We start from the raw sequence: 18019 nt of genomic DNA, 5'->3' as shown, positions 1-18019 counted from the left end.
GCCGGAACTCTAACTCCCCCGCCGCCAGGGCCCGAGCGGTTCCCCGAGGTTGCCCGAAAGGGCAACGCCGTTCAGTTACCGGCAACCGATCCGGTCAGTTTGCCACCGTCGGCTTTGGCCACGACGCACAACGCCTTGCGGCGTTTGCTGTCCTCCCACGTGGTCTTGGTCGGCACCAGCGTCCAGAACTTCAACCCGTCCTTGGCCGCCAGTTCCCCGAACGCCTCGGTGCAGCCCTGCTCGCCCATCGTGACCAGCTTTTCGGGGCCGGGCCACTCGCCGGACTCGTAGTTCAGCTCGACCTGCTTGAAGATCTCGGTGTGGTGCTCCGTGGTGCAGTCGAAATGCGTCTCGTTGAGATCAAGACCGTTGTAACACGAGCCTTTCTCGCCATACGAGACCACGTCGAGGTTCTTGACGTCGCCGTCGCTGCCGTAGGTCTGGGTCTTCTGACCAGTCGCCGGCTTGTCGGCGGACTGGGTGTCCGGCTTCTTCTCAGCGCTCGCTTCCGACGGTTCGTCCCCGACGGCCGGTCCCGGGGCCGCCGGACCGCTCGTCGACGCGGCGGACTCGTTCGCGGACTTGCCATCGAACACGCCGGTGAGCGCGAGCACGCCCGCGACAGCGGAGGCCAGCACGATGGCGACCACCGCGAACACCAGCCCACGGCTCTTGCGCGGCAAGGGCTTCGTCACGGCCGGTCCGGCCATGGGCTGAGGCGCGAGCGGCTTCTGGCGCACCTGCTCGATCAGGTACCTGACCTGGCCGCCGGTCAGCCGTGTGTCCGGGTCCGGATCCAGCAGGCCCATGATCAGGTTGGCCAGTGGCCCGTGCGCCCTGCGGACCTCCACCCGCTCGTTCATGATCGCCTGAATCGACGCGGGCGTGCTCGGCCGGTCGTACGCGCCGAACCCCTCCGAGGCGAAGAACAACGTGGCACCCAGCGCCCAGAGGTCCGACGCGGGCGACGCGTCCCGGCCGAGCAGGCGCTCCGGCGAGATGTACGTCGGCGAGCCGATCAGCGTGCCGCTCTGGGTGAGCTTCGAGTCGTCCAAGGACTGCGCGATGCCGAAGTCGGTCAGCTTCACCCGGCCGTTCGACGCGACCATCACGTTGCTGGGCTTGACATCCCGGTGCACGATCCCGGCCGCGTGCGCCGTCTCCAGCGCGGAGAGGACCTGCTCGGCGATCCTGAGGACCTGCTCGGGCGGGAGCGGGCCGTGCCGTTCGACGACCTCGGCCAGGTTCGGCGCCTCGATCAGCTCCATCACGATGAACATCGAGCCGTGCTCGCGGAGGATGTCGTGCACGGTGACGATTCCGGGGTCGTTCAAGCGCCCCGCCGTCCGCGCTTCGCGCAGCACGCGTTCCTCGAACACCTGCCGTTCCTGCGGCGCGATGCCCTGCGGCAGATGCAGTTCCTTGACCGCCACGCGACGGCCGATCGTCAAATCCTCAGCCAGCCACACGACGCCCATACCGCCGCGCCCGAGCTCGTCGAGCACGCGGTAGCGACCGGCCCCCAGATGGTCACCTCGTTGCACGCCGGACACGCTACGGCCGCACAACGCCGAACCACGATCCCGAAAGGGCAGTCAGGCGTGCACTTCGTGGCCGGCTTCGCGCAGCGCGTTCACCGCGCGGTCCAGGTCCACGTCCTTGACCAGGATGTGGTCGGTGTCGTAGGTGGACATCGCGTAGAGCGGAACACCCGCCGCGGCCAGCGATCCGGCCAACGACGCCATGATGCCGGTGAGGGTGAACTCCAGCGGGCCGCGTACGGTCAGCAGCCGCCAGCCGTCGTCCACTTTGGCGCCTGCCGGTGCGATCGCGGCCAGCGAGACCACGGACACCTCGTCGGACGTGCTCGTGATGGACACCAGACCATCCGATGCGGGCAGGGACGGCAGCGGGGATCCCGACGGCAGTTTGGCGAGGGCGTACTCGCCGGGACGCACGTCGATCGTCAGCCGCTTCATCCTTCGGTGACCAATGGGCTGCTGGCGACCTCGGTGCCGTCCGGCAGTGCGGTGACGGCGAAGTCGCTGAACACGTTCTCCGCGACTTTCTGCAGCTGCCGCAGGCATTCCACGGCCAGAGCGCGGATCTCGACGTCGGCGGCCTCACTGGCGCGCATGGCGATGAAGTGCCGCCAGGCGCGGTAGTTCCCGGTGACCACGATCCGGGTCTCGGTGGCGTTCGGCAGGACGGCGCGCGCGGCCTGACGGGCCTGCTTGCGGCGCAGCGTCGCGTTCGGCTCGTCGGCGAACTTCTCCTCCAGACCGGCGAGCAGCTCGTTGTAGGCCTCGACCGCGGCGTCCGCGGCCGCGGCGAACTTGGCGTGCAGCTCGGGGTCGGCGGCGATCACGTCCGGCTCGACCACGGCGGCCTCGTGCTCCGGCACGTACCGCTGGGAGAGCTGGGAGTACGAGAAGTGCCGGTGCCGGATCAGCTCGTGGGTCAGCGACCGGGAGATGCCGGAGATGTAGAAGCTCACCGAGCCGTGCTCGAGGACCGAGAGGTGCCCGACCTCGAGGATGTGGCGCAGGTAACCGGCGTTGGTCGCGGTCGCCGGGTTCGGCTTCTTCCACGACTGGTAGCAGGCCCGGCCCGCGAACTCGGCGAGCGCCTGCCCGCCGTCGCTGTCGGTCGACCAGGGCACGTCAGCCGGTGGCAGGAACTCGGTTCTGGCGATCAACTGGACCTTGGGCCCGACGGTCGCGGTCATGTCGCCGAGCCTAACCGCCGAACCCGTGATGTCATCAGTGACGTCACTTCGCCTTGCTATGACGTCACAAGTGATGTCATAGTGACGTCATGGATCTCACGCCGTACATCGACTCACTGCGGGAGGACCTCGCCACCACCGCCTCAGCCGGGGACGAGCAGACCCGGCGGGCGGCGGCCGTGTTGTCCGCCGCACTCGAACCCGCGCTCCGCCTCGCGTTCATGAACGCGCTGTCCGACGTGGCCGCGGAGATCACCGCGGCACTGGACGACCACGTGGTCGAAGTGAAACTGGCGGGCCGGGACGCCCAGGTCGTCGTCACTCCGACGAGGGCGAAGGCCCAGCCGGAACCCGAGCAGCCGCCGCCACCGCCGCCACCCGGCGGCGAGAACAGCGCGGAGAACATCAGCCGGATGACACTGCGGATGTTCGAGCAGATCAAGAGCCAGGCCGAGCAGGCAGCAGCGTCACAAGGGGTGTCGCTGAACACGTTCGTGTCGCAGGCCGTCCAGGGCGCCCTGCGCCGCAAGTGGGCCGGACACCACCACCAACACCACCAGCACCAGCAGGACGACGAGGGCAACGGCTCGTCCCGCGTGCACGGATGGACCGAGGGGCCATGACCGACGACCGAGTGCGCGAGCAGAACTTCGAAGCCGAAGGACCGCAGGACATCGAGGTGGTCATCACCTCCGGTGCGGTCGACCTGTTGCTGACCGACGAGCCCGGGGTGAGCGTGCGCGTCCGCCACCGCCCGGACGCCGCCGCCCCGTGGGCCGAAGGCCTCGCCCAACTGGTGAACCTGTTCTCGTCGGGCAACCAGATCTCCGGTGACCGGGCGATCGAGCAGACGCACGTCGAGCAGTCCGACAACCGGGTCGTCGTGCGGACGCCGGACTGGATGCGCAACGTGCCGCTGGGGGTGACCGTGCGGGCGCCGTCCGGGTCGAATGTCGACGTGCGCAGCGGGTCCGGGGACGTGCTGGTCACCGGGGCCGCCGGGCGGTTGTCGATCCGGACCGGGTCGGGCGAGGTGAAGGTGGATCGTGCCGACGGGGCCGCGACCGTGATCACCGGCGCTGGCGCTGTCCGGTTGGGTCCGATGCTGGGTGGTCTGCAGGCGCGGACCAGCAGCGGGGATGTCGAGGTTTCCTCGGTCGGCGGGACTTCGGCCGCCTTGATCACCGGGTCCGGGGATGTGTGGCTCGGTGCTGTGTCCACCGACGTCACCGCTCGCACTGGTTCCGGTGATCTGACCGTCGCCGATGCCGCCACGGGGAAGATCGAGCTCAACACCGGGTCGGGGGAGATCCGGGTGGGAGTTCGCCAGGGGACTCGGGCCGAAGTCGATCTCGTTTCCGACACCGGTCAGGCGCGCAGCGAGGTGGAGTTGCGGAACTCTCCTCCTGCCGAGGGGGACGTTTCGCTTCGGGTTCGGGGGCGGACTCGTTCGGGCAGCGCCGTTGTCAGCGCTGCTTTCGACGGCTGACACCAGCCGGTGGCGGACAAGACCGAGGGGGCGAGAGGGCTTTCGTTGTGGCACAACGAAAGCCCTGCCCCTCCCGCATCCCCCCGTTCGGGCTACTTCACCAGCTTGGCCAACGGGCCCGCGACGTCCCCGCGTCGCCCGACGGCCACACCGGACAGCCCGAGCCACTCGGCCATCAACCGCAACTCTCCCGCCAGTTCGGGTAAGACTCGCGCCTTGTCCACACCGGATTCGGTGAATGCTCCCTGTACGCGCAGGACTCCCGCCGTCCGGTCCGCCTTCAGGTCGACGCGGGCGACCAGTTCCCCGTCGAGCAGGAACGGGAAGACGTAGTAGCCGTACTCGCGTTTCGGCTCAGGGACGTAGATCTCGATCCGGTACCTGAAGCCGAAGATCCGTTCCGTTCGGTCCCGTTCCCAGATCAGCGGGTCGAAGGGGCACAGCAGCGCCCTTCCCCGCACCTGGCGCGGGGTTTTCGCGTCGACGTGCCGGTAGGCCTTGCGGCTCCAGCCCTCCACGTGCACCGGTTCCAGAACGCCGTCCGCCACGAGGGAGGCGACCGCCGCCCTGTTCGCGTCCGGGGCCAGGCGGTAGTAGTCCCGCAGCTCCGGCTCGGTCGCCACTCCCAGTGCCCGCGCCGAGCGTTCGACCAGTTCTCGCGCCGCCTCGTCCGGCGGGACCTGGCGGTTGAGCACCTCCGGGGGCACCACTCGCTCGGTCAGGTCGTAGCGGCGCTCGAAGCTCCGCCGGGTTCCCGTGGTGAGTTCGCCGAGACCGAAGAGGTACTCGCAGATGTGCTTCACGTCCGAGCGGTCCCACCAGGTGCCCTTCTGGCGCTTCGCCCCGTCGCCGAGGATCTCCCGCTCCAGTGCTCCCGCACCGATCGGGCCGAGTTCCTTCACCGCCGCCAGAACCTCCTGCACCAGGCCCGGCGACCGGTTCACGACCTGCTCGTAGTGCCGCCACCAGCCCGGGCGTTTGCCCAGGTGCAGCAGCGGCCAGTCCTCCACCGGGATCAGGCTGGCCTCGTGCGCCCATTTCTCCACGAGCAGGCGCGGCTTGCGGGCCGAGTGGGACCAGGCCGCGTCGTCGACCAGATCCATGGGGTACGCGCCCAGCCTGCTGAACAGGGGCATGTAGTGCGCACGGACCGCGACGTTGACCGAGTCCAGTTGGATCAACTGCACGCGGGAGAGCACACGCAGCAGATGTCTGCGGGACGGCGTCGTCGTCGGGCGCGGATCGGTGAACCCCTGAGCGGCCAGCGCCGTACGCCTGGCCGCGGCCTCGGTCATCGTCAACATAGTGAGCGCATAGTGCCACTGCCCTACGACAATTTTGCGTTGACTAGGTTTGGGCACCATGGCTGAGGCCGCGGTGCACACCGCTGAACCGGACGACGTCGACCAGATCGCCCGCATCCAGGTGGAGACCTGGCGTGCCGTGTACGCCTCCCTGTTGCCCGAGGAAGTACTCGCCGGGCTGGACCAGGACGAGATCGCCGAGGTGTGGCAGGCGACCGTCAAGCAGGGCGACGCCACGGTCCACGTCGCCACCGAAGGCACGTGGACGGTCGGTTTCTGCGCCGCTGGGCCCGCGCCGGACACCGAGATCGCGGACGCGGACGGCTCGCTGCCCAAGGACGCCGCGGCCGTTGGCCTGATCGCGACGCTGCTGGTGGAGCCGCGTTGGGGCAGGCGCGGGCACGGCGGACGACTGCTCGCGACGGCCGCCGCCGGACTGCGGGCCGCGGGCAAGTCGCGCGGTGTCGTCTGGGTGCCGGAGCACGACGATGTTTCCGTCGCGTTCTACGAGCGGGCCGGCTGGCAGCGAGACGGTATGGTCCGCACCCTTGACGCGGGCGGACGACCGCTCCGGGAGGTCCGGCTGACCGGTGACCTGGACATGACGCTGGCCTGAGGCGGGCTCGGATCCTCCTCGGGAACGAGGTTCGCGCACATCCGGCTGAGCTACCCTGGCGTTGACCGGGGGTTCTGACGCAAGGGGCCGGGAATTTGCTCGCAAGCCTGCTGATCGCGGCTGGTGTCGCGTTCAGCTCTGCGCTGATCCCCCTGGTCAGCACGGAGGTTTTCGTCCTCGCGCTGATCGCGCGCGAGCCGGAGATCCCGTGTCTCGCTCTCGGCGCGGTGGTCGCGGGCGCCCAGGTGCTCGGCAAGCTGTTGTACTACTTGGCCGCGCGCGGGTCGCTGCGGTTGCCGTCGTTCATGCACCGCAAGGACAAGCCGCTCACCGATCGGCGCCTCCGATGGCAACAACGGACAAAACGGATACGCGGCTGGCTGGACCGGCTGACCGAGAAGTGCCACAAGCATCCACATTGGATGACCGGCACGTACGGGGTCAGCGCGGTCGTCGGCCTGCCGCCGTACATGGCGACGACAGTGCTCGCCGGGCTGGCGAAAATGCCGATGAGCACGTTCATCGCGGCCGGGTTCGCGGGCCGCTGCCTGCGGTTCACCCTGCTGGCGATGTCACCCGCGTTGCTCTCCGGATGGCTGCTGTGACCTCGGCGAGTCGCTGAATCCCTTCGGCCAGCGCGTGTTCCGGCGCGCCACCGAACGTCAGCCGCACGTAGGAGCCGGGTGGCTCGGCCGCGAACCAAGGCCTGCCGGGGAAAACGACAACGTCATGCGCCTCGGCCGCGTTGGTCAGCACCATATCGTCGATGCCTTCCGGCAGCCGCGCCCAGGCGTGCAGTCCGCCACTCGGCGTACTCACGTGGAAATCCGGCAGGTGTGAGTGCACCGCGCTCAGCAAAGCGTCGCGACGGGACCGCAACGCGCCCTGCAACGTGCGCAAATGCCTGCGCCACACGGGAGACGTGACAAAGTCGACAGTGGCTTCCTGCAGTGGTCCCGAAACATAGAAGTCGTCGAGTGAACGCGCTGTGCGCAGCCGGATCCCGGCCTGCCCCCGTGCGCCGATCGCGGCCACCCGCAGGCCGGGAGCGGCCACCTTGGTCAGCGACCGGACGTAGACGACATGCCCGTCGACGTCCTCGGACGCCAGTGTTGGCGGGACGTCACCGTCGATGGTGAACCCGCGGGCCCAGTCGTCCTCGATGAGGAACGCGCCCGCCGCGTGCACGATGGAGAACACCTCGGGCCGTCGTTCCTTGGACAACACGGCGCCGTGCGGGTTCGCGTGCAGGGGTTGGCAGTAGAACAACCGTGCGCCTGTGCGGTCGAACGCCGTGGCGAGCAGGTCGGGCCGTACGCCGTCGGCGTCCGTGGGTACGGGCACGACCTTGAGCCCCGCGTCTCGTGCGACCGCGATGGCACCGAGGTACGTGGGCGCTTCGAGGAGCACGGTGTCGCCCGGTTCGGTCAGGCCACGGAACACCGCCGACAACGCCGCCTGCGCGCCGGGACAGACCAGCATGTCGCCCGCGCGGAACTCGCCGCCCGCCTCTCGCGCGAACCAGGCCCGCAGTTCCTCACGGCCTTCCAGCGGCACACGGCCCCACGTGGCGGTTCGCCGTGCGGCGCGGCTCAGTGCGGCGCCGAGCGCTTCGACGGGTTGCAGCGCCGGGTCGAGGTAGCCGCTGGACAGTTGCAGCACCTCCGGTCGCGGCACCGCGATGAGGCTGGCCACGAGGTCGTCGCCGGGCCTGGCCGGGCTGAGCGCGACCGACTGCCAGGAGAGGTCCGGCGACCGAGCCGGAGCGGGCCGCGGGGCGACGAAACTTCCGCGCCCGGGGCGGACCTCCACCAGTCCTTCGCCGGCCACCTTGCGGATCGCCTGCTGCACGGTGACCGGGGACGCCCGGTGCCGGGCCATCAGCGCACGCACCGACGGCAGACGATCGCCAGGCTGACCCGCGCGGACGAACGACCGAAGGTCGTCGATAACGCGGACGGCTGCGTTATCCTCATTCATGAAGGTAGAGAGTAACGTTATCGCGCCGTCTCGGATAACACCCGGCCTCGCCCTGGGGGCACTCGGCGTCCTCGGGTTCAGCTTCTCGCTACCGGCCACCCGCCTGGCCGTCGCCGGTCTCGACCCGTGGTTCGTCGCGTTCGGCCGCGCCGCCGTCGCCGCGCTGCTCGCGATCGCCTACCTCGCTTTCGTACGCGCCCCACGGCCGACCCGACACCAGGTCGTGCGCCTGGTGATCGTCGCGCTCGGCATCGTGGTGGGCTTCCCCTTGTTCACCTCGTTGGCGCTGACCACGCAGACAGCCGCACACGGCGCCGTGGTGGTCGCCGGACTGCCGATGGCGACTGCGGTGTGGGCCGTCGTGCGCGCCGGTGAACGGCCCGGACGACGGTTCTGGCTGGCCAGCGGTATCGGGTTCGTCGCCGTGCTGGTGTTCGTCGCCACGACAGGTGCCGTGTCGGGCGGTTTGGAACTGGCCGACTTGTTCCTGCTGATCGCCATCGTGCTGTGCGGCCTGGGTTACGCCGAGGGCGGCGCCCTGGCTCGCGACCTCGGCGGCGCGAGGACCGTGTGCTGGGCGCTTGTGGTGTCGATGCCGGTGACGATCCCGGTCGCGCTGCTGACCGCGGACTTCAACGGGGCCGACGGCTCGTCCTGGTTCGGGTTCGGGTACGTGACAGTGATCTCGATGTTCCTCGGGTTCTTCGCGTGGTACGCCGGGCTGGCACGCGGCGGGGTCGCGAAGGTCGGTCAGGTCCAGCTCGCGCAGCCGATCCTCACCCTGGCGTGGTCGGCGCTGCTGTTGCACGAACCCGTCGGCTGGACGACCGTCGCGGCTGCCGTCGCCGTGCTGACCTGCGTCGTCTGGACCCAACGCAGCCGATCTTGAGGGTTTTCGGATAACGAAACGATAACGAACCGAGTACGGTTGAACGGCTCCGCCCAACGCACCCGTATCCCCCACTGAACACGGAAAATCCCCGACCCGAATTTTCGCCCGACACCGATCACGCAGGCCATTTCGTAGCAGTCCCCCGAGCTGCTCCGGCGCTGGAACGCGGCCACATTCGGGCGAACAAGTCTTTTCTTCAATGAAACAACGAGGTGAGTAGTCGATGGCCCGCAGCACTGGGCGGCACCGCATCTCCCGCCGAACGAAATTCGCCACCGGAGCATTAGGGCTCGCGCTAGCGGTCGGCGGCATAGTCGTGCTCACGACTACCGGTAACGACCCCGACGCCAGCGCGGCGGGGGCCAACAGGTCGCAGTACGTGGACATCACCACGGTCCGGCCCAACGTCCAGCAGGTGCGCAACCAGCGCAACGCGTCGAAGGGCACGTTCACCGTCAACTGCGGGAAAAACGAGAACGGCCACTTCAACGCCGACAACTTCATCGCACAGCCCGGTATCAAAATGGGTGCCGAGCACCTGCACGACTACGTCGGCAACCTGAGCGCGAACGCCGACTCGAACAACAAGAGCCTCGCCAAGAGCGGAACCACCTGCAAGAACGGCGACAAGTCCGCGTATTTCTGGCCCGTCGTGCGCATCAACACCAACGACAGGCAGGCGCAGGAAAACGGCACACGGGCATCCGACGGCAACTGGCAGCGCTACCAGCAGGACCAGCAGGACGCCGCCGTCGAGAAGCGCGAACCCCGCGTGGACTGCAAGGACGTCGCCAGCGAACTGCCCGAGGACGTCCCCGATGCGGCCGCCCCGGTGATCGAGCAGGAGCTCAAGAACCTCGACGCCCAGCGCGACGAGGCCGAGAAGAAGCTGGACGGCGCGAAGAACGCCGACCAGGAAGTGGTCGCGCCGCTGTCCGAGCAGCGCAAGCAGTCGCTGGAGAAGATCAAGCAGGCGGTTGGCCAGCAAGGTCAGGGCAAGGACCTCGGCCAGCTCGCCCAGTGCGGCGTCAAGCAGCCGAACAACGACGGCGTCACCGACAACGGCGACCGCAACAACGAGGTCAACACCGAGGGCACCGACCGGACGCACCAGCACAAGCCGGGCGACCAGAACCTCGAGATCGGCATCAACAAGGGCACGATCCAGCGCCCGGTCAAGGCCGAGCTGAGCTTCCGGGGCAACCCGAACTCCAAGGTCAAGGCCATGCCGAAGTTCATGCGCATCCTGACCGGTGACGCGAAGGCCTCCACCAACGGCCCGAAGAACGCCCGCAAGGTCTGGACCTGCACGGGCTTCGAGAACAAGGTGCTGCTCGACAAGTACCCGATCTGCCCGCAGGGCTCGCAGATCATGCGGATCCACGACTTCCCCAGCTGCTGGGACGGCAAGAACATCGACTCGGCCAACCACCGCGACCACATCGTCCACCGCGAGGCCAACGGCACCTGCAAGCGCGGGTTCGTCCCCGTTCCCGAGCTGCGGATCAGCCTGACCTACAACATCCCCAGGGATGTCCAGCTCAAGCGCCAGTTCACCCTCGACTCCTTCGCCCAGGAGAAGAACAACCCGGCGTCCGACCACAACGACTTCGCCAACGTGATGTCCGAGTGCATCATGTTCCGCCTGGTCAACTGCATCAACTCGGGCAAGCGGTGCAGCGAATGACGTAAGACCCCTCGTGAGTGTCTGGCCGGTTGGAACCGGCCAGACACTCACGAGGGTTTTCAGGTCAGGGCGAAGCGGATCGAGTCCGGCTCGTAGCGTTCACGGGGAACCGCGAACACAGCCGTCGCCCGTTCTCCGTCCCGTTCGGCGGAGTACGTGAGAATCCGCCACTCGCCTTCGTCCCATGTGTCCAGCACGTCCGAGCGCAACAGCGGATAGGCCGACTGGTACACCTGGCTCTTGTGCAACTGCTGGACAGTCGAGGCCACCGGGATGTGGAACTCGGTACTGCCGAGCGGGTGTTGCAGCCGAACCTTCAACCGCCGCAACGGAACCAGCCAGTAGCCGTCCAGCTCCGCCGACAACAGCACGATCACCACCGCGCCGGGGACGGCGGCGAACCACGGCACGAGCTCGGCAGTGACGGCCATCGCCGCGAGCACCGCGGCTCTGGCCAACGCGCGCACGCCGACCGGCGCGTACTTGTCGGCCAAGCAACCGCAGGACGACTCGGGCTCGGCGACCCGCGCCCACAGCAGATACCCGAACAGGCCGAGGAACCAGGCGAACGCCGCCCATGCGCCTACCGGGCCCGCCAGCAGCAATCCGGCCGCCAGGGCGACCTCCACGCCGCCGATGATCCGGAACACTGTTGTCACACGGTGTTTGCCCACGATCTTCGCGAGCGCCGAGCGTTGCGCACCGCCGCGCAGCTTGAAAACGGCGGCCCAGAGCAGCACGGCTGCGACCAGAACGTCCATCACGCCGCCGCAGCGTAGACGGTCGCGATGTCGACCTCATTGGTGTCCGGCCGCCACGCGCCGATGACCTGCGCGTGTTTGCCGACCTGCAACAGGGACAGGTCGCTGATCGCCGGGGTGCCGTTGTACACCGCCGCTGTCGTGCCGGTCACGACGTGCCCGACGATCCGGTGGCCGTGGTGGTCGAGGTGCAGCACGTCACGGTTGATCGCGACGATGTGCGTCTGGAGGTTGACGATGTTGAGCCAGACCGCGTCCGCCGCCAGGACGCCGTCCGGCATCCGCGCGCCGCGCGCGTACAGGCCGTCGCCCACTTCGGCTTCGTCGAACGTGGTGTTGCGCAGTTTCCAGACGCTGGTCCCGCTCGTGAGCAGGATGCGGTGGAAGGTGCGGTCCGACCCGGTGACCATCAGCATGGTGCCCTTGATCCCGGTGATCCGGCCCTCGGCGAAGTCCGGGTCGATGGCGTCCGGCTCCAGCATCCAGTTGTCTTCCTGGGCGAACGCCGTTTCCGGCGCGAGGGAGCCCAGCGCGGTCGCGCCGACGACAGCTGTCGCGCTGCCGAGGACGGCACTGGTAAGGAATTTTCTGCGGCCCAGTGATTCCATGGTGGACACCCCTCTCAGCTCCGGATCGTGACGGGGATGATCCCGGCGGACAGACTGCCGAGCCGGGTGAACGCGGCCGGGGTGAAGTCGATCAACCGGTTGGTCGCGCACTTGCCGCTGCAACAGCGTTTCTCACCGCACCACAGGTCCGTCTGCGGTCCGCAGTCCCGCACCGTGACAGCGATTTCCGTTGTGCCACACAGGTGTTTAACGAAGAACTGGTGACCACACGTACGACGCAACAAATCGTCGCCACATTTGTCGGGACGGGTGATGTCGTAGCAGGCGTCCGAAGTGTTCGGCCAAGCACAGTGCAGGCTCGCGGACTTGCAGGTGCCGCAGGCGCCGCCGCCGGCCGACGAACACGGGCCGAACGCCGGTCCACAACAGAACCACGAGGCTTCCGACGTCGCCGGGGCCATCACTTCCGCAGGTGGTGATGCCATTCTTAAGTCTCGCTCCCTTCGAGGCTCCCCAGAACGCGCAGGTTTCGTTCGTTCCTCAAATGGAAAAGGGCAAGACGCATCGCGAGCTCGGGTGGCCCGAGCTCGCGGCGCTCCTGTCTGGCCCTCATCGCACGATCGTTAGCAGGGTGGGACTTTCGCGCGAACAGACGGGAGTTTGAAATGTTCTGACGAAAGTCACGGTACCTCGCCTCAGCCCGTTCGGACACCCCGTCTGTACAGCCCAGCCCGTGAGGACGAATGGAGTAGTGACCGCAGCGCTACAGCGCTAAAGTGACGCTATGGCGACAGTGCAGATCAGGGACATCCCGGAAGACGTGTACGAGACGATCCGCAAGCGAGCTCGCGCGGCCGGGCAGTCGATTCAGGCGTACATGCGCGAGCAGGTCATCGAGTTGGCGAATCAGCGAACCAAGGAAGAGATCATGACGGTGATCGAATCGACGTTGGCGAAGCGTACGACCGGCGGCCCGACCCGCGAATCGATCATGGCTGAACTGCGGGAACTGCGGGGTGCCTGATCTGGTCATCGACGCCTCGGTGGCGGTGCTGGCACTCACCGGGACGACGGAGGACGCACAGTCGGTCCGCAAACGTATCGTCGAAGCCACTTGCCACGCACCACATCTGCTCGACGCGGAAGTCGGCCGCGTGTTGCGCCGGTTGGAACGGATCGGCGCGGTCTCCGACGAGGAAGCTCGCACAGCGCTCGGCGCTTTGCCGCATTTGATCGATCACCGCTATCCCCACACTGGCCGCTTGTCGGGCCTCACCTGGGACCTCCGTCACAGCGTCACGTTCTATGACGGTCTCTACGTCGCGCTGGCAACCGCACTGGACGTTCCGCTCTTGACCAGCGACGAAAAGCTGACGAAGTCTGCCAGCCTGCCCTGCGCGGTCGAACTCATTTGAGGGAGTGATCGGTCCGTAGTGTCAGCCGGTTGAGAAGCGCGGAGAACACCAGAACCACACCCAGCGCGAGGAGTTGGTACTGGCTGCCGCGTGAATCCTCGAAGGCCAGCAGGATTCCGGCGTTCAACCAGACCACGAACAGCGAGGCGACGACCACGCCACCGATCCGGCCGATCCCGCCGGTGATCGCCGTGCCGCCGAGGATCGCGATCGTGATCGCGGGCAATGCCATGCCGTTGCCCACAGTTCCGGCGTCCGGCCGTGCGGACGCGAACTGCGCCACGGTGATCACCGCGACCACGGCGGAGAGCATCCCGGAAAGTACGTAGGCACGGAATCTGATGCCGACGACGTGCAGCCCGGCGAATCTGGCCGCGGCCTCGTTCGTGCCGACCGCGTACAGCCTGCGGCCGTAGTTCGTGCGATTCGCCAACAACCAGGCCAGGGCGGCACACGGCAGCAGGAACGTGAACACCTGCGACGGAACCTGGCCGACAGTGCTCGTGAGCGAGTGCAGGTCCTGGACCGGCTGGGTCGAGATCGGCGCGTTGTCGTTGCTCACCAGGGCCAGCGAGCTGAACGCGTAGTACGTCGCCAACGTCGCGATGAGCGCGGGAACACCGAGCCAGGCGACCAGGAACCCGTTCACGGCACCGAGAACCGCACCGGCGAGCAGCGCGCCGACGATCGCGGCCCAGACCGGCCAGTGCCACACCCCCACCATGAACCCGAACGCCATGCCGACCAGGCTGACCATCGCACCGACCGACAGGTCGATCCCGCCGCGGCCGGACACGATCACCAGCAGCTCGGCCACCCCGAGCAGGCACAGCGGGACAACGGATTCCAAAGAGGACAGCAGGTAGTCCACGTCGTACGGCGCGACCAGGTACCCGTTGGACCCCAGTACGCTCATCCACACCACGAGAACCACGAGCAACGCGACCAGAAGCAGGACGCGGTCGGTGACCAGCCGTTTCACTCCCGCCGCCTCCTTCGTTCACGCATTTGGCCGTGTCTCGGAGTCCCCGTTCGATGAGAGTCGGGATCGGGGCGGTTCCTGGCGTCGCCGCCGGAATGCCGCGAATACTGGTTGTCTTTGGGCGTTTCGGCGGTGGCGTCAGGGACCGCATCCGGCCCGGCTATCGCGGAAGGGGGCCTCGAGACACGGCCCAAGTCCGCGCCGACCGCCAGCAGGATGAACACGCCGATGAACAACGCGGTCAGCTCACTGTGCCAGCCGAGCAACGTCACCGCGCTGGTGACCGTGCCGACGAGCAACGCGCCGAGGACCGTCCCGAGCACGGATCCCCTGCCGCCGAGAATGCTCGTACCGCCGATCACCACCGCCGCGATCACCTGCAACTCCAGGCCTGTCCCGGCGCTCTGGGCGACCAGGCCGCCACCACCGATGACACAGCAGGCCGCCAGCCCGACCAGGATCCCGGTGACCGCGTAGACGCCGACCAAGCGTCTGTTCACGCGGATTCCGGCCAGCCACGCCGCAGGGGCGTTGCCACCGATCGCGTACAGGTGCCGACCGGTCGGCGCGTGTCGCATGTAGAACCACATCCCGGCGGCCAGCAGCACGGCCAGCAGCCAGGAATGCGGGATGCCGAAGCTGCGGCCCTCGGTGCCGCCGCCGAGGAACTCCAGTGTGCCCGGGACGCCTGCGACTTCCTTGCCGTCGAAGATCTGCAACGCCACGAACCGGAAGATGTTCAGCGTGCCGAAGGTGATGATGATCGCGTGCACCCGGCCGTAGGCGACCAGGGCACCGTTGAGCGCACCGAGCACACCTCCGGTGACAAGCCCGGCGATGACCGCCGGGACGAGCGTCAAACCGCTGTCCCGCACCATCTTCGCGACCACGACCAGGACGACCGCGAGCGCACTGCCCACCGAGACGTCGATACCGCCGGTGACGATCACCGCGGTCATGCCGATGCCGATGATCGTCACGGGCGCGACCGTGGCGAGAATGTTCTGCAGGTTCGACGCGGCGAAGAACGTGTCCGTGCCGAACCCGAGCGCCAGCCACAACACCACGAGCACGGCGATCAGGACGACTTCCTGGCCCTCGGTCTTGCTCACTCGTCACCCGCCGCGGCCGCGAGCACGTCGGCTCGCGCCGCGCCCTTGTCGAACCTCGCGGTGATCCGACCCCCTCGGACGACCAGGATCCGGTCGGCCAACCGCATCACCTCCGAGAGATCCGAAGACACCAGGAGAACGGCGGTGCCCTGCCCGACGATGTCCTCGACCAGGCCGTGGATCTCCTCCTTGGCGCCGACGTCGACGCCCTGCGTCGGTTCCTCGAGGATCAGCACCTCGGGACGGTCGACCAGCTGCCGTGCCAGCACGACCTTCTGCTGGTTGCCGCCGGACAGCGTCGCGACAAGGGCGGACGGGCCCGGTGTCTTGATGCGCATCCGCCTGATGAAGTCCTCGGCCGTGCCGCGTTCCCGCTTCCGCTTGAACCACAGGCCTTTCAGCGACGCGATCGAGATGTTGAACCCGACGCTCTTCGTCGCGAAGACGCCTTGGCGCGACCGGTCGCCCGGCAGCATCGCCGTCTGTCCTTTCCGGACCTGTCCGGAGTCGGCCGGTTCGATGCCGTCGACGGCACGGGCGATCGACCCCGTACCCGACCCCACGAGCCCGAACAGCGACACGATCTCGCCAAACCGGACCTCGAAGCTGATTCCGGTGAACCTGTTGCGGCGCTGGAGATCGGCGACCACGAGCACGGGCTCGCCGGTCGGACGGGCGCGTTCGGCGGCAGTCTCGTCGAGCGCGTGCCCGACCATGAGCTCGGCGATCCCGCGGACAGTCAGGTCTTTCGTGTCCTGGCTCGCGACCACGTTGCCGTCACGCAGAACCGTTACCCTGTCGGTGATCTGGGCCAGCTCGTCAAGCCGGTGGCTGACGTACACGACGCCGACGCCCCTGTCCTTGAGCGACCGGATGGCGTGGAAGAGCGTGTCGATCTCGCGGTCGGTCAGGATGGCCGACGGCTCGTCGAGGATCAGCACCCTGGCCTCGTGCGCGAGCGCCTTGGCCACCGAAACAAGCTGTTGTTCGGCGACCGACAGGTCAGCGATCCGCTGCTCGGCGAGCTTCTGGTCCAACCCCAGGCTCACCAGCAGTTCCTTCGCTCGGCGGTTCTGCTCCGGCCAGTCGACCCGGCCGCGCTTGCGCAGTTCGCGGCCGACGAAGACGTTCTCGGCGACGGTGAGCTCGCCGAACAACTGCGGATCCTGGTAGACGGTGGCGATCCCGGCTTTCAGCGCCGCGACCGTGTCCCCTTCGGTCAGCTGCGTGCCGTTGAGGTGGGCGCTGCCGTCGTCCGGTTTCTCCGCCCCGGAGATGATCTTGATGAGCGTGGACTTGCCCGCGCCGTTCGCGCCGACCAGCCCGTGCACCTCACCGGCCCGCACCTCGAAGTCCACGCCCTGCAACGCGTAGACGCCGCCGTAGTGCTTGCGGATGCCGGTAAGGCTGAGCAGGGCGTCAGTAGTCGTAGTCACCGACGTTGTCCTTGCTGAGCTTCAACGGGTCACCCAACAGCAACATCTTGCCCTCGTACTTGACGGCCGGGAGCTTGGCCGACACGTTGTTGGTGGCCTGCGGCTGCTCGCCCTTCTTGACCTTGAGACCGGCCCAGGCGGTGAGGTAACCGAGTTGCTCGACGTCCCACAGCACCGCGGCCGAGGACGAGCCGTCCTGGAGGTAGGGCTTCATCGAGTTGGGCGTGCCGACACCGACCGTGAAGACCTTGCCGATCTTGCCCGCCTCCCTGACCGCCTTGGCGACGCCGGGAGCGGACGCGGTGCACTGGCCGATCAGACCGGTCAGGTCGGGGTGGGCGTTCATCAGGTCCTTGGCCATGGAAACGGCCTTGGCCTCGTCCTCTCCGGCGTAGACGGTGTCGACCAGGGTGGCGTTCGGGTACTTCGCGGCGGCGTGGCGCTTCTGGACGTCGATCCACGAGTTGAGGTTCGCGGCGGTCTGGCCGCAGGAGACGATGGCGAACTTGCCCCGCTGGTTCATCGCGGCCATCAGCGAGTCGACGACGGCGGTGCCGATCCCGTCGGCGGTGGCCTGGTTGACGAACATCTCCCGCACGGAGTTGGGGGCGTCGGTGTCGGACGTGAGGACCTTGATGCCCTTGCTCGCGGCGTCGGCGAGAACGGGGACGACGGAGTCCGGGTCGTTGGGCGCGACGACGAGGACGTCGACTTTCTGCTGGATGAGGGACTTGAGGATCTCGGTCTGCGCGCCGGGGTCGGCGGTGGTGCCGCCCTTGTAGATCCAGTCGATGCCGAGGTCCTTCGCGGCCTTCCGACCGCCGGTGTTCATCGCCTCGAAGTACGGGATCCCCTGGAGCTTGGGCACGAACGCGACCTTGACACGTGCCTGGTCACCGGCGGCGGGCTGATCCTTCTTGCTACAACCGGTGACAACAAGACTGACGCTCAGTAGTATAGCGATGACAGCGCGCATGGCCGCTCCCCATTGAGACGTTTCAATCTCCCACAGGGTGAACCTAGCCCCGGCCCGGAAATCGTTCAAGAC

At 67.7% G+C, this 18019-nt stretch carries 20 protein-coding genes; 8 read left to right on the top strand and 12 right to left on the bottom strand.

What is annotated here, in order from left to right; translation table 11 throughout:
* Nucleotides 1-71: 71 nt before the first annotated feature.
* Genes ALI144C_RS48560 through thyX form a run of 3 tightly spaced genes read right to left on the bottom strand, consistent with a single transcriptional unit; the run spans nt 72 to nt 2728 of the window.
* Nucleotides 72-1544: a serine/threonine-protein kinase gene (locus tag ALI144C_RS48560; RefSeq protein WP_143231350.1), complete on the bottom strand. Its 1473-nt coding sequence runs from the start codon at nt 1542-1544 to the stop codon at nt 72-74.
* A 51-nt stretch (nt 1545-1595) separates the two neighbouring features.
* Entirely contained in the window at nt 1596-1979 is a 384-nt protein-coding gene (locus ALI144C_RS48555; protein WP_076994076.1) for an ACT domain-containing protein, read from the bottom strand.
* A complete protein-coding gene (gene thyX / locus ALI144C_RS48550) occupies nt 1976-2728 on the bottom strand; it encodes an FAD-dependent thymidylate synthase (RefSeq protein ID WP_076994075.1) in 753 nt (250 codons plus the stop codon). Before thyX ends, ALI144C_RS48555 begins: the two co-directional genes overlap by 4 nt.
* An 89-nt stretch (nt 2729-2817) precedes the next feature.
* On the opposite strand from thyX, the gene ALI144C_RS48545 reads away from it, so the two are divergent.
* Nucleotides 2818-3351 (top strand): toxin-antitoxin system HicB family antitoxin, encoded by a 534-nt coding sequence (locus tag ALI144C_RS48545; RefSeq protein ID WP_076994074.1) that lies wholly within the window; start codon nt 2818-2820, stop codon nt 3349-3351.
* On the top strand, nt 3348-4217 hold the full coding sequence (locus tag ALI144C_RS48540; RefSeq protein ID WP_076994073.1) for a DUF4097 family beta strand repeat-containing protein: 870 nt from the start codon (nt 3348-3350) through the stop codon (nt 4215-4217). Before ALI144C_RS48545 ends, ALI144C_RS48540 begins: the two co-directional genes overlap by 4 nt.
* A gap of 92 nt (nt 4218-4309) precedes the next feature.
* On the opposite strand, the gene ALI144C_RS48535 is transcribed toward ALI144C_RS48540, so the two are convergent.
* On the bottom strand, nt 4310-5521 hold the full coding sequence (locus ALI144C_RS48535) for a winged helix-turn-helix domain-containing protein (RefSeq protein ID WP_076994072.1): 1212 nt from the start codon (nt 5519-5521) through the stop codon (nt 4310-4312).
* A gap of 58 nt (nt 5522-5579) precedes the next feature.
* Here ALI144C_RS48535 and ALI144C_RS48530 point away from each other — a divergent pair, with 58 nt between their 5' ends.
* Both ALI144C_RS48530 and ALI144C_RS48525 read left to right on the top strand, forming a co-directional pair.
* On the top strand, nt 5580-6137 hold the full coding sequence (locus ALI144C_RS48530) for a GNAT family N-acetyltransferase (RefSeq protein ID WP_076994071.1): 558 nt from the start codon (nt 5580-5582) through the stop codon (nt 6135-6137).
* A 95-nt stretch (nt 6138-6232) separates the two neighbouring features.
* The gene (locus ALI144C_RS48525) at nt 6233-6742 is read left to right on the top strand and encodes a hypothetical protein (RefSeq protein ID WP_076994070.1); all 510 of its coding nucleotides are present in this window, start codon (nt 6233-6235) and stop codon (nt 6740-6742) included.
* Here ALI144C_RS48525 and ALI144C_RS48520 read toward each other — a convergent pair.
* Nucleotides 6693-8117: an aminotransferase-like domain-containing protein gene (locus tag ALI144C_RS48520; RefSeq protein ID WP_076994069.1), complete on the bottom strand. Its 1425-nt coding sequence runs from the start codon at nt 8115-8117 to the stop codon at nt 6693-6695. The two genes, ALI144C_RS48525 and ALI144C_RS48520, sit on opposite strands and share 50 nt — an antisense overlap.
* On the opposite strand from ALI144C_RS48520, the gene ALI144C_RS48515 reads away from it, so the two are divergent.
* Both ALI144C_RS48515 and ALI144C_RS48510 read left to right on the top strand, forming a co-directional pair.
* Nucleotides 8116-9006, top strand: a complete 891-nt coding sequence (locus ALI144C_RS48515) for a DMT family transporter (protein ID WP_143231348.1) — start codon at nt 8116-8118, stop codon at nt 9004-9006. The two genes, ALI144C_RS48520 and ALI144C_RS48515, sit on opposite strands and share 2 nt — an antisense overlap.
* A gap of 226 nt (nt 9007-9232) precedes the next feature.
* Nucleotides 9233-10696, top strand: a complete 1464-nt coding sequence (locus ALI144C_RS48510) for a DUF1996 domain-containing protein (protein WP_076994068.1) — start codon at nt 9233-9235, stop codon at nt 10694-10696.
* 59 nt (nt 10697-10755) lie between these two features.
* Here the strand turns inward: ALI144C_RS48510 and ALI144C_RS48505 are convergent, their stop codons facing one another.
* The 3 genes from ALI144C_RS48505 to ALI144C_RS48495 are packed head-to-tail and all read right to left on the bottom strand — an operon-like array spanning nt 10756 to nt 12511.
* On the bottom strand, nt 10756-11457 hold the full coding sequence (locus ALI144C_RS48505) for a MauE/DoxX family redox-associated membrane protein (protein ID WP_076994067.1): 702 nt from the start codon (nt 11455-11457) through the stop codon (nt 10756-10758).
* Nucleotides 11457-12065, bottom strand: coding sequence for a cell wall protein (locus ALI144C_RS48500; RefSeq protein ID WP_076994822.1), 609 nt, complete (start codon nt 12063-12065; stop codon nt 11457-11459). The genes ALI144C_RS48505 and ALI144C_RS48500 overlap by 1 nt, the downstream gene beginning before the upstream one ends.
* A 14-nt stretch (nt 12066-12079) precedes the next feature.
* On the bottom strand, nt 12080-12511 hold the full coding sequence (locus ALI144C_RS48495) for an RlpA-like double-psi beta-barrel domain-containing protein (RefSeq protein WP_202819228.1): 432 nt from the start codon (nt 12509-12511) through the stop codon (nt 12080-12082).
* A 299-nt stretch (nt 12512-12810) separates the two neighbouring features.
* Between ALI144C_RS48495 and ALI144C_RS48490 the strand changes: the two genes are divergently transcribed.
* Nucleotides 12811-13050, top strand: coding sequence for a FitA-like ribbon-helix-helix domain-containing protein (locus ALI144C_RS48490; protein WP_076994065.1), 240 nt, complete (start codon nt 12811-12813; stop codon nt 13048-13050).
* Nucleotides 13043-13441 (top strand): type II toxin-antitoxin system VapC family toxin, encoded by a 399-nt coding sequence (locus ALI144C_RS48485; RefSeq protein WP_076994064.1) that lies wholly within the window; start codon nt 13043-13045, stop codon nt 13439-13441. The genes ALI144C_RS48490 and ALI144C_RS48485 overlap by 8 nt, the downstream gene beginning before the upstream one ends.
* On the opposite strand, the gene ALI144C_RS48480 is transcribed toward ALI144C_RS48485, so the two are convergent.
* Genes ALI144C_RS48480 through ALI144C_RS48465 form a run of 4 tightly spaced genes read right to left on the bottom strand, consistent with a single transcriptional unit; the run spans nt 13434 to nt 17947 of the window.
* Nucleotides 13434-14423 (bottom strand): ABC transporter permease, encoded by a 990-nt coding sequence (locus ALI144C_RS48480; RefSeq protein ID WP_076994063.1) that lies wholly within the window; start codon nt 14421-14423, stop codon nt 13434-13436. The two genes, ALI144C_RS48485 and ALI144C_RS48480, sit on opposite strands and share 8 nt — an antisense overlap.
* Nucleotides 14420-15535, bottom strand: a complete 1116-nt coding sequence (locus ALI144C_RS48475) for an ABC transporter permease (RefSeq protein WP_076994062.1) — start codon at nt 15533-15535, stop codon at nt 14420-14422. Before ALI144C_RS48475 ends, ALI144C_RS48480 begins: the two co-directional genes overlap by 4 nt.
* Nucleotides 15532-16971: a sugar ABC transporter ATP-binding protein gene (locus ALI144C_RS48470; RefSeq protein ID WP_076994061.1), complete on the bottom strand. Its 1440-nt coding sequence runs from the start codon at nt 16969-16971 to the stop codon at nt 15532-15534. Before ALI144C_RS48470 ends, ALI144C_RS48475 begins: the two co-directional genes overlap by 4 nt.
* Nucleotides 16955-17947, bottom strand: a complete 993-nt coding sequence (locus ALI144C_RS48465) for an autoinducer 2 ABC transporter substrate-binding protein (RefSeq protein ID WP_076994060.1) — start codon at nt 17945-17947, stop codon at nt 16955-16957. The genes ALI144C_RS48470 and ALI144C_RS48465 overlap by 17 nt, the downstream gene beginning before the upstream one ends.
* Nucleotides 17948-18019 lie beyond the last annotated feature (72 nt).

Origin of the sequence: Actinosynnema sp. ALI-1.44, from assembly GCF_001984155.1 — a bacterium.
Taxonomy (GTDB): domain Bacteria; phylum Actinomycetota; class Actinomycetes; order Mycobacteriales; family Pseudonocardiaceae; genus Kibdelosporangium.
The sequence above is the reverse complement of the archived record's forward strand: the minus strand, read 5'-3'. Positions and strand labels throughout refer to the sequence as shown.

Coding starts and splice junctions, on each gene's coding strand:
- ALI144C_RS48555 (WP_076994076.1), bottom strand. CDS start 1,979: ATGAAGCGGCTGACGATCGACGTGCGTCCCGGCGAGTACGCCCTCGCC.
- thyX (WP_076994075.1), bottom strand. CDS start 2,728: ATGACCGCGACCGTCGGGCCCAAGGTCCAGTTGATCGCCAGAACCGAG.
- ALI144C_RS48545 (WP_076994074.1), top strand. CDS start 2,818: ATGGATCTCACGCCGTACATCGACTCACTGCGGGAGGACCTCGCCACC.
- ALI144C_RS48540 (WP_076994073.1), top strand. CDS start 3,348: ATGACCGACGACCGAGTGCGCGAGCAGAACTTCGAAGCCGAAGGACCG.
- ALI144C_RS48535 (WP_076994072.1), bottom strand. CDS start 5,521: ATGTTGACGATGACCGAGGCCGCGGCCAGGCGTACGGCGCTGGCCGCT.
- ALI144C_RS48530 (WP_076994071.1), top strand. CDS start 5,580: ATGGCTGAGGCCGCGGTGCACACCGCTGAACCGGACGACGTCGACCAG.
- ALI144C_RS48515 (WP_143231348.1), top strand. CDS start 8,116: ATGAAGGTAGAGAGTAACGTTATCGCGCCGTCTCGGATAACACCCGGC.
- ALI144C_RS48520 (WP_076994069.1), bottom strand. CDS start 8,117: ATGAATGAGGATAACGCAGCCGTCCGCGTTATCGACGACCTTCGGTCG.
- ALI144C_RS48510 (WP_076994068.1), top strand. CDS start 9,233: ATGGCCCGCAGCACTGGGCGGCACCGCATCTCCCGCCGAACGAAATTC.
- ALI144C_RS48505 (WP_076994067.1), bottom strand. CDS start 11,457: ATGGACGTTCTGGTCGCAGCCGTGCTGCTCTGGGCCGCCGTTTTCAAG.
- ALI144C_RS48500 (WP_076994822.1), bottom strand. CDS start 12,065: ATGGAATCACTGGGCCGCAGAAAATTCCTTACCAGTGCCGTCCTCGGC.
- ALI144C_RS48495 (WP_202819228.1), bottom strand. CDS start 12,511: ATGGCATCACCACCTGCGGAAGTGATGGCCCCGGCGACGTCGGAAGCC.
- ALI144C_RS48490 (WP_076994065.1), top strand. CDS start 12,811: ATGGCGACAGTGCAGATCAGGGACATCCCGGAAGACGTGTACGAGACG.
- ALI144C_RS48465 (WP_076994060.1), bottom strand. CDS start 17,947: ATGCGCGCTGTCATCGCTATACTACTGAGCGTCAGTCTTGTTGTCACC.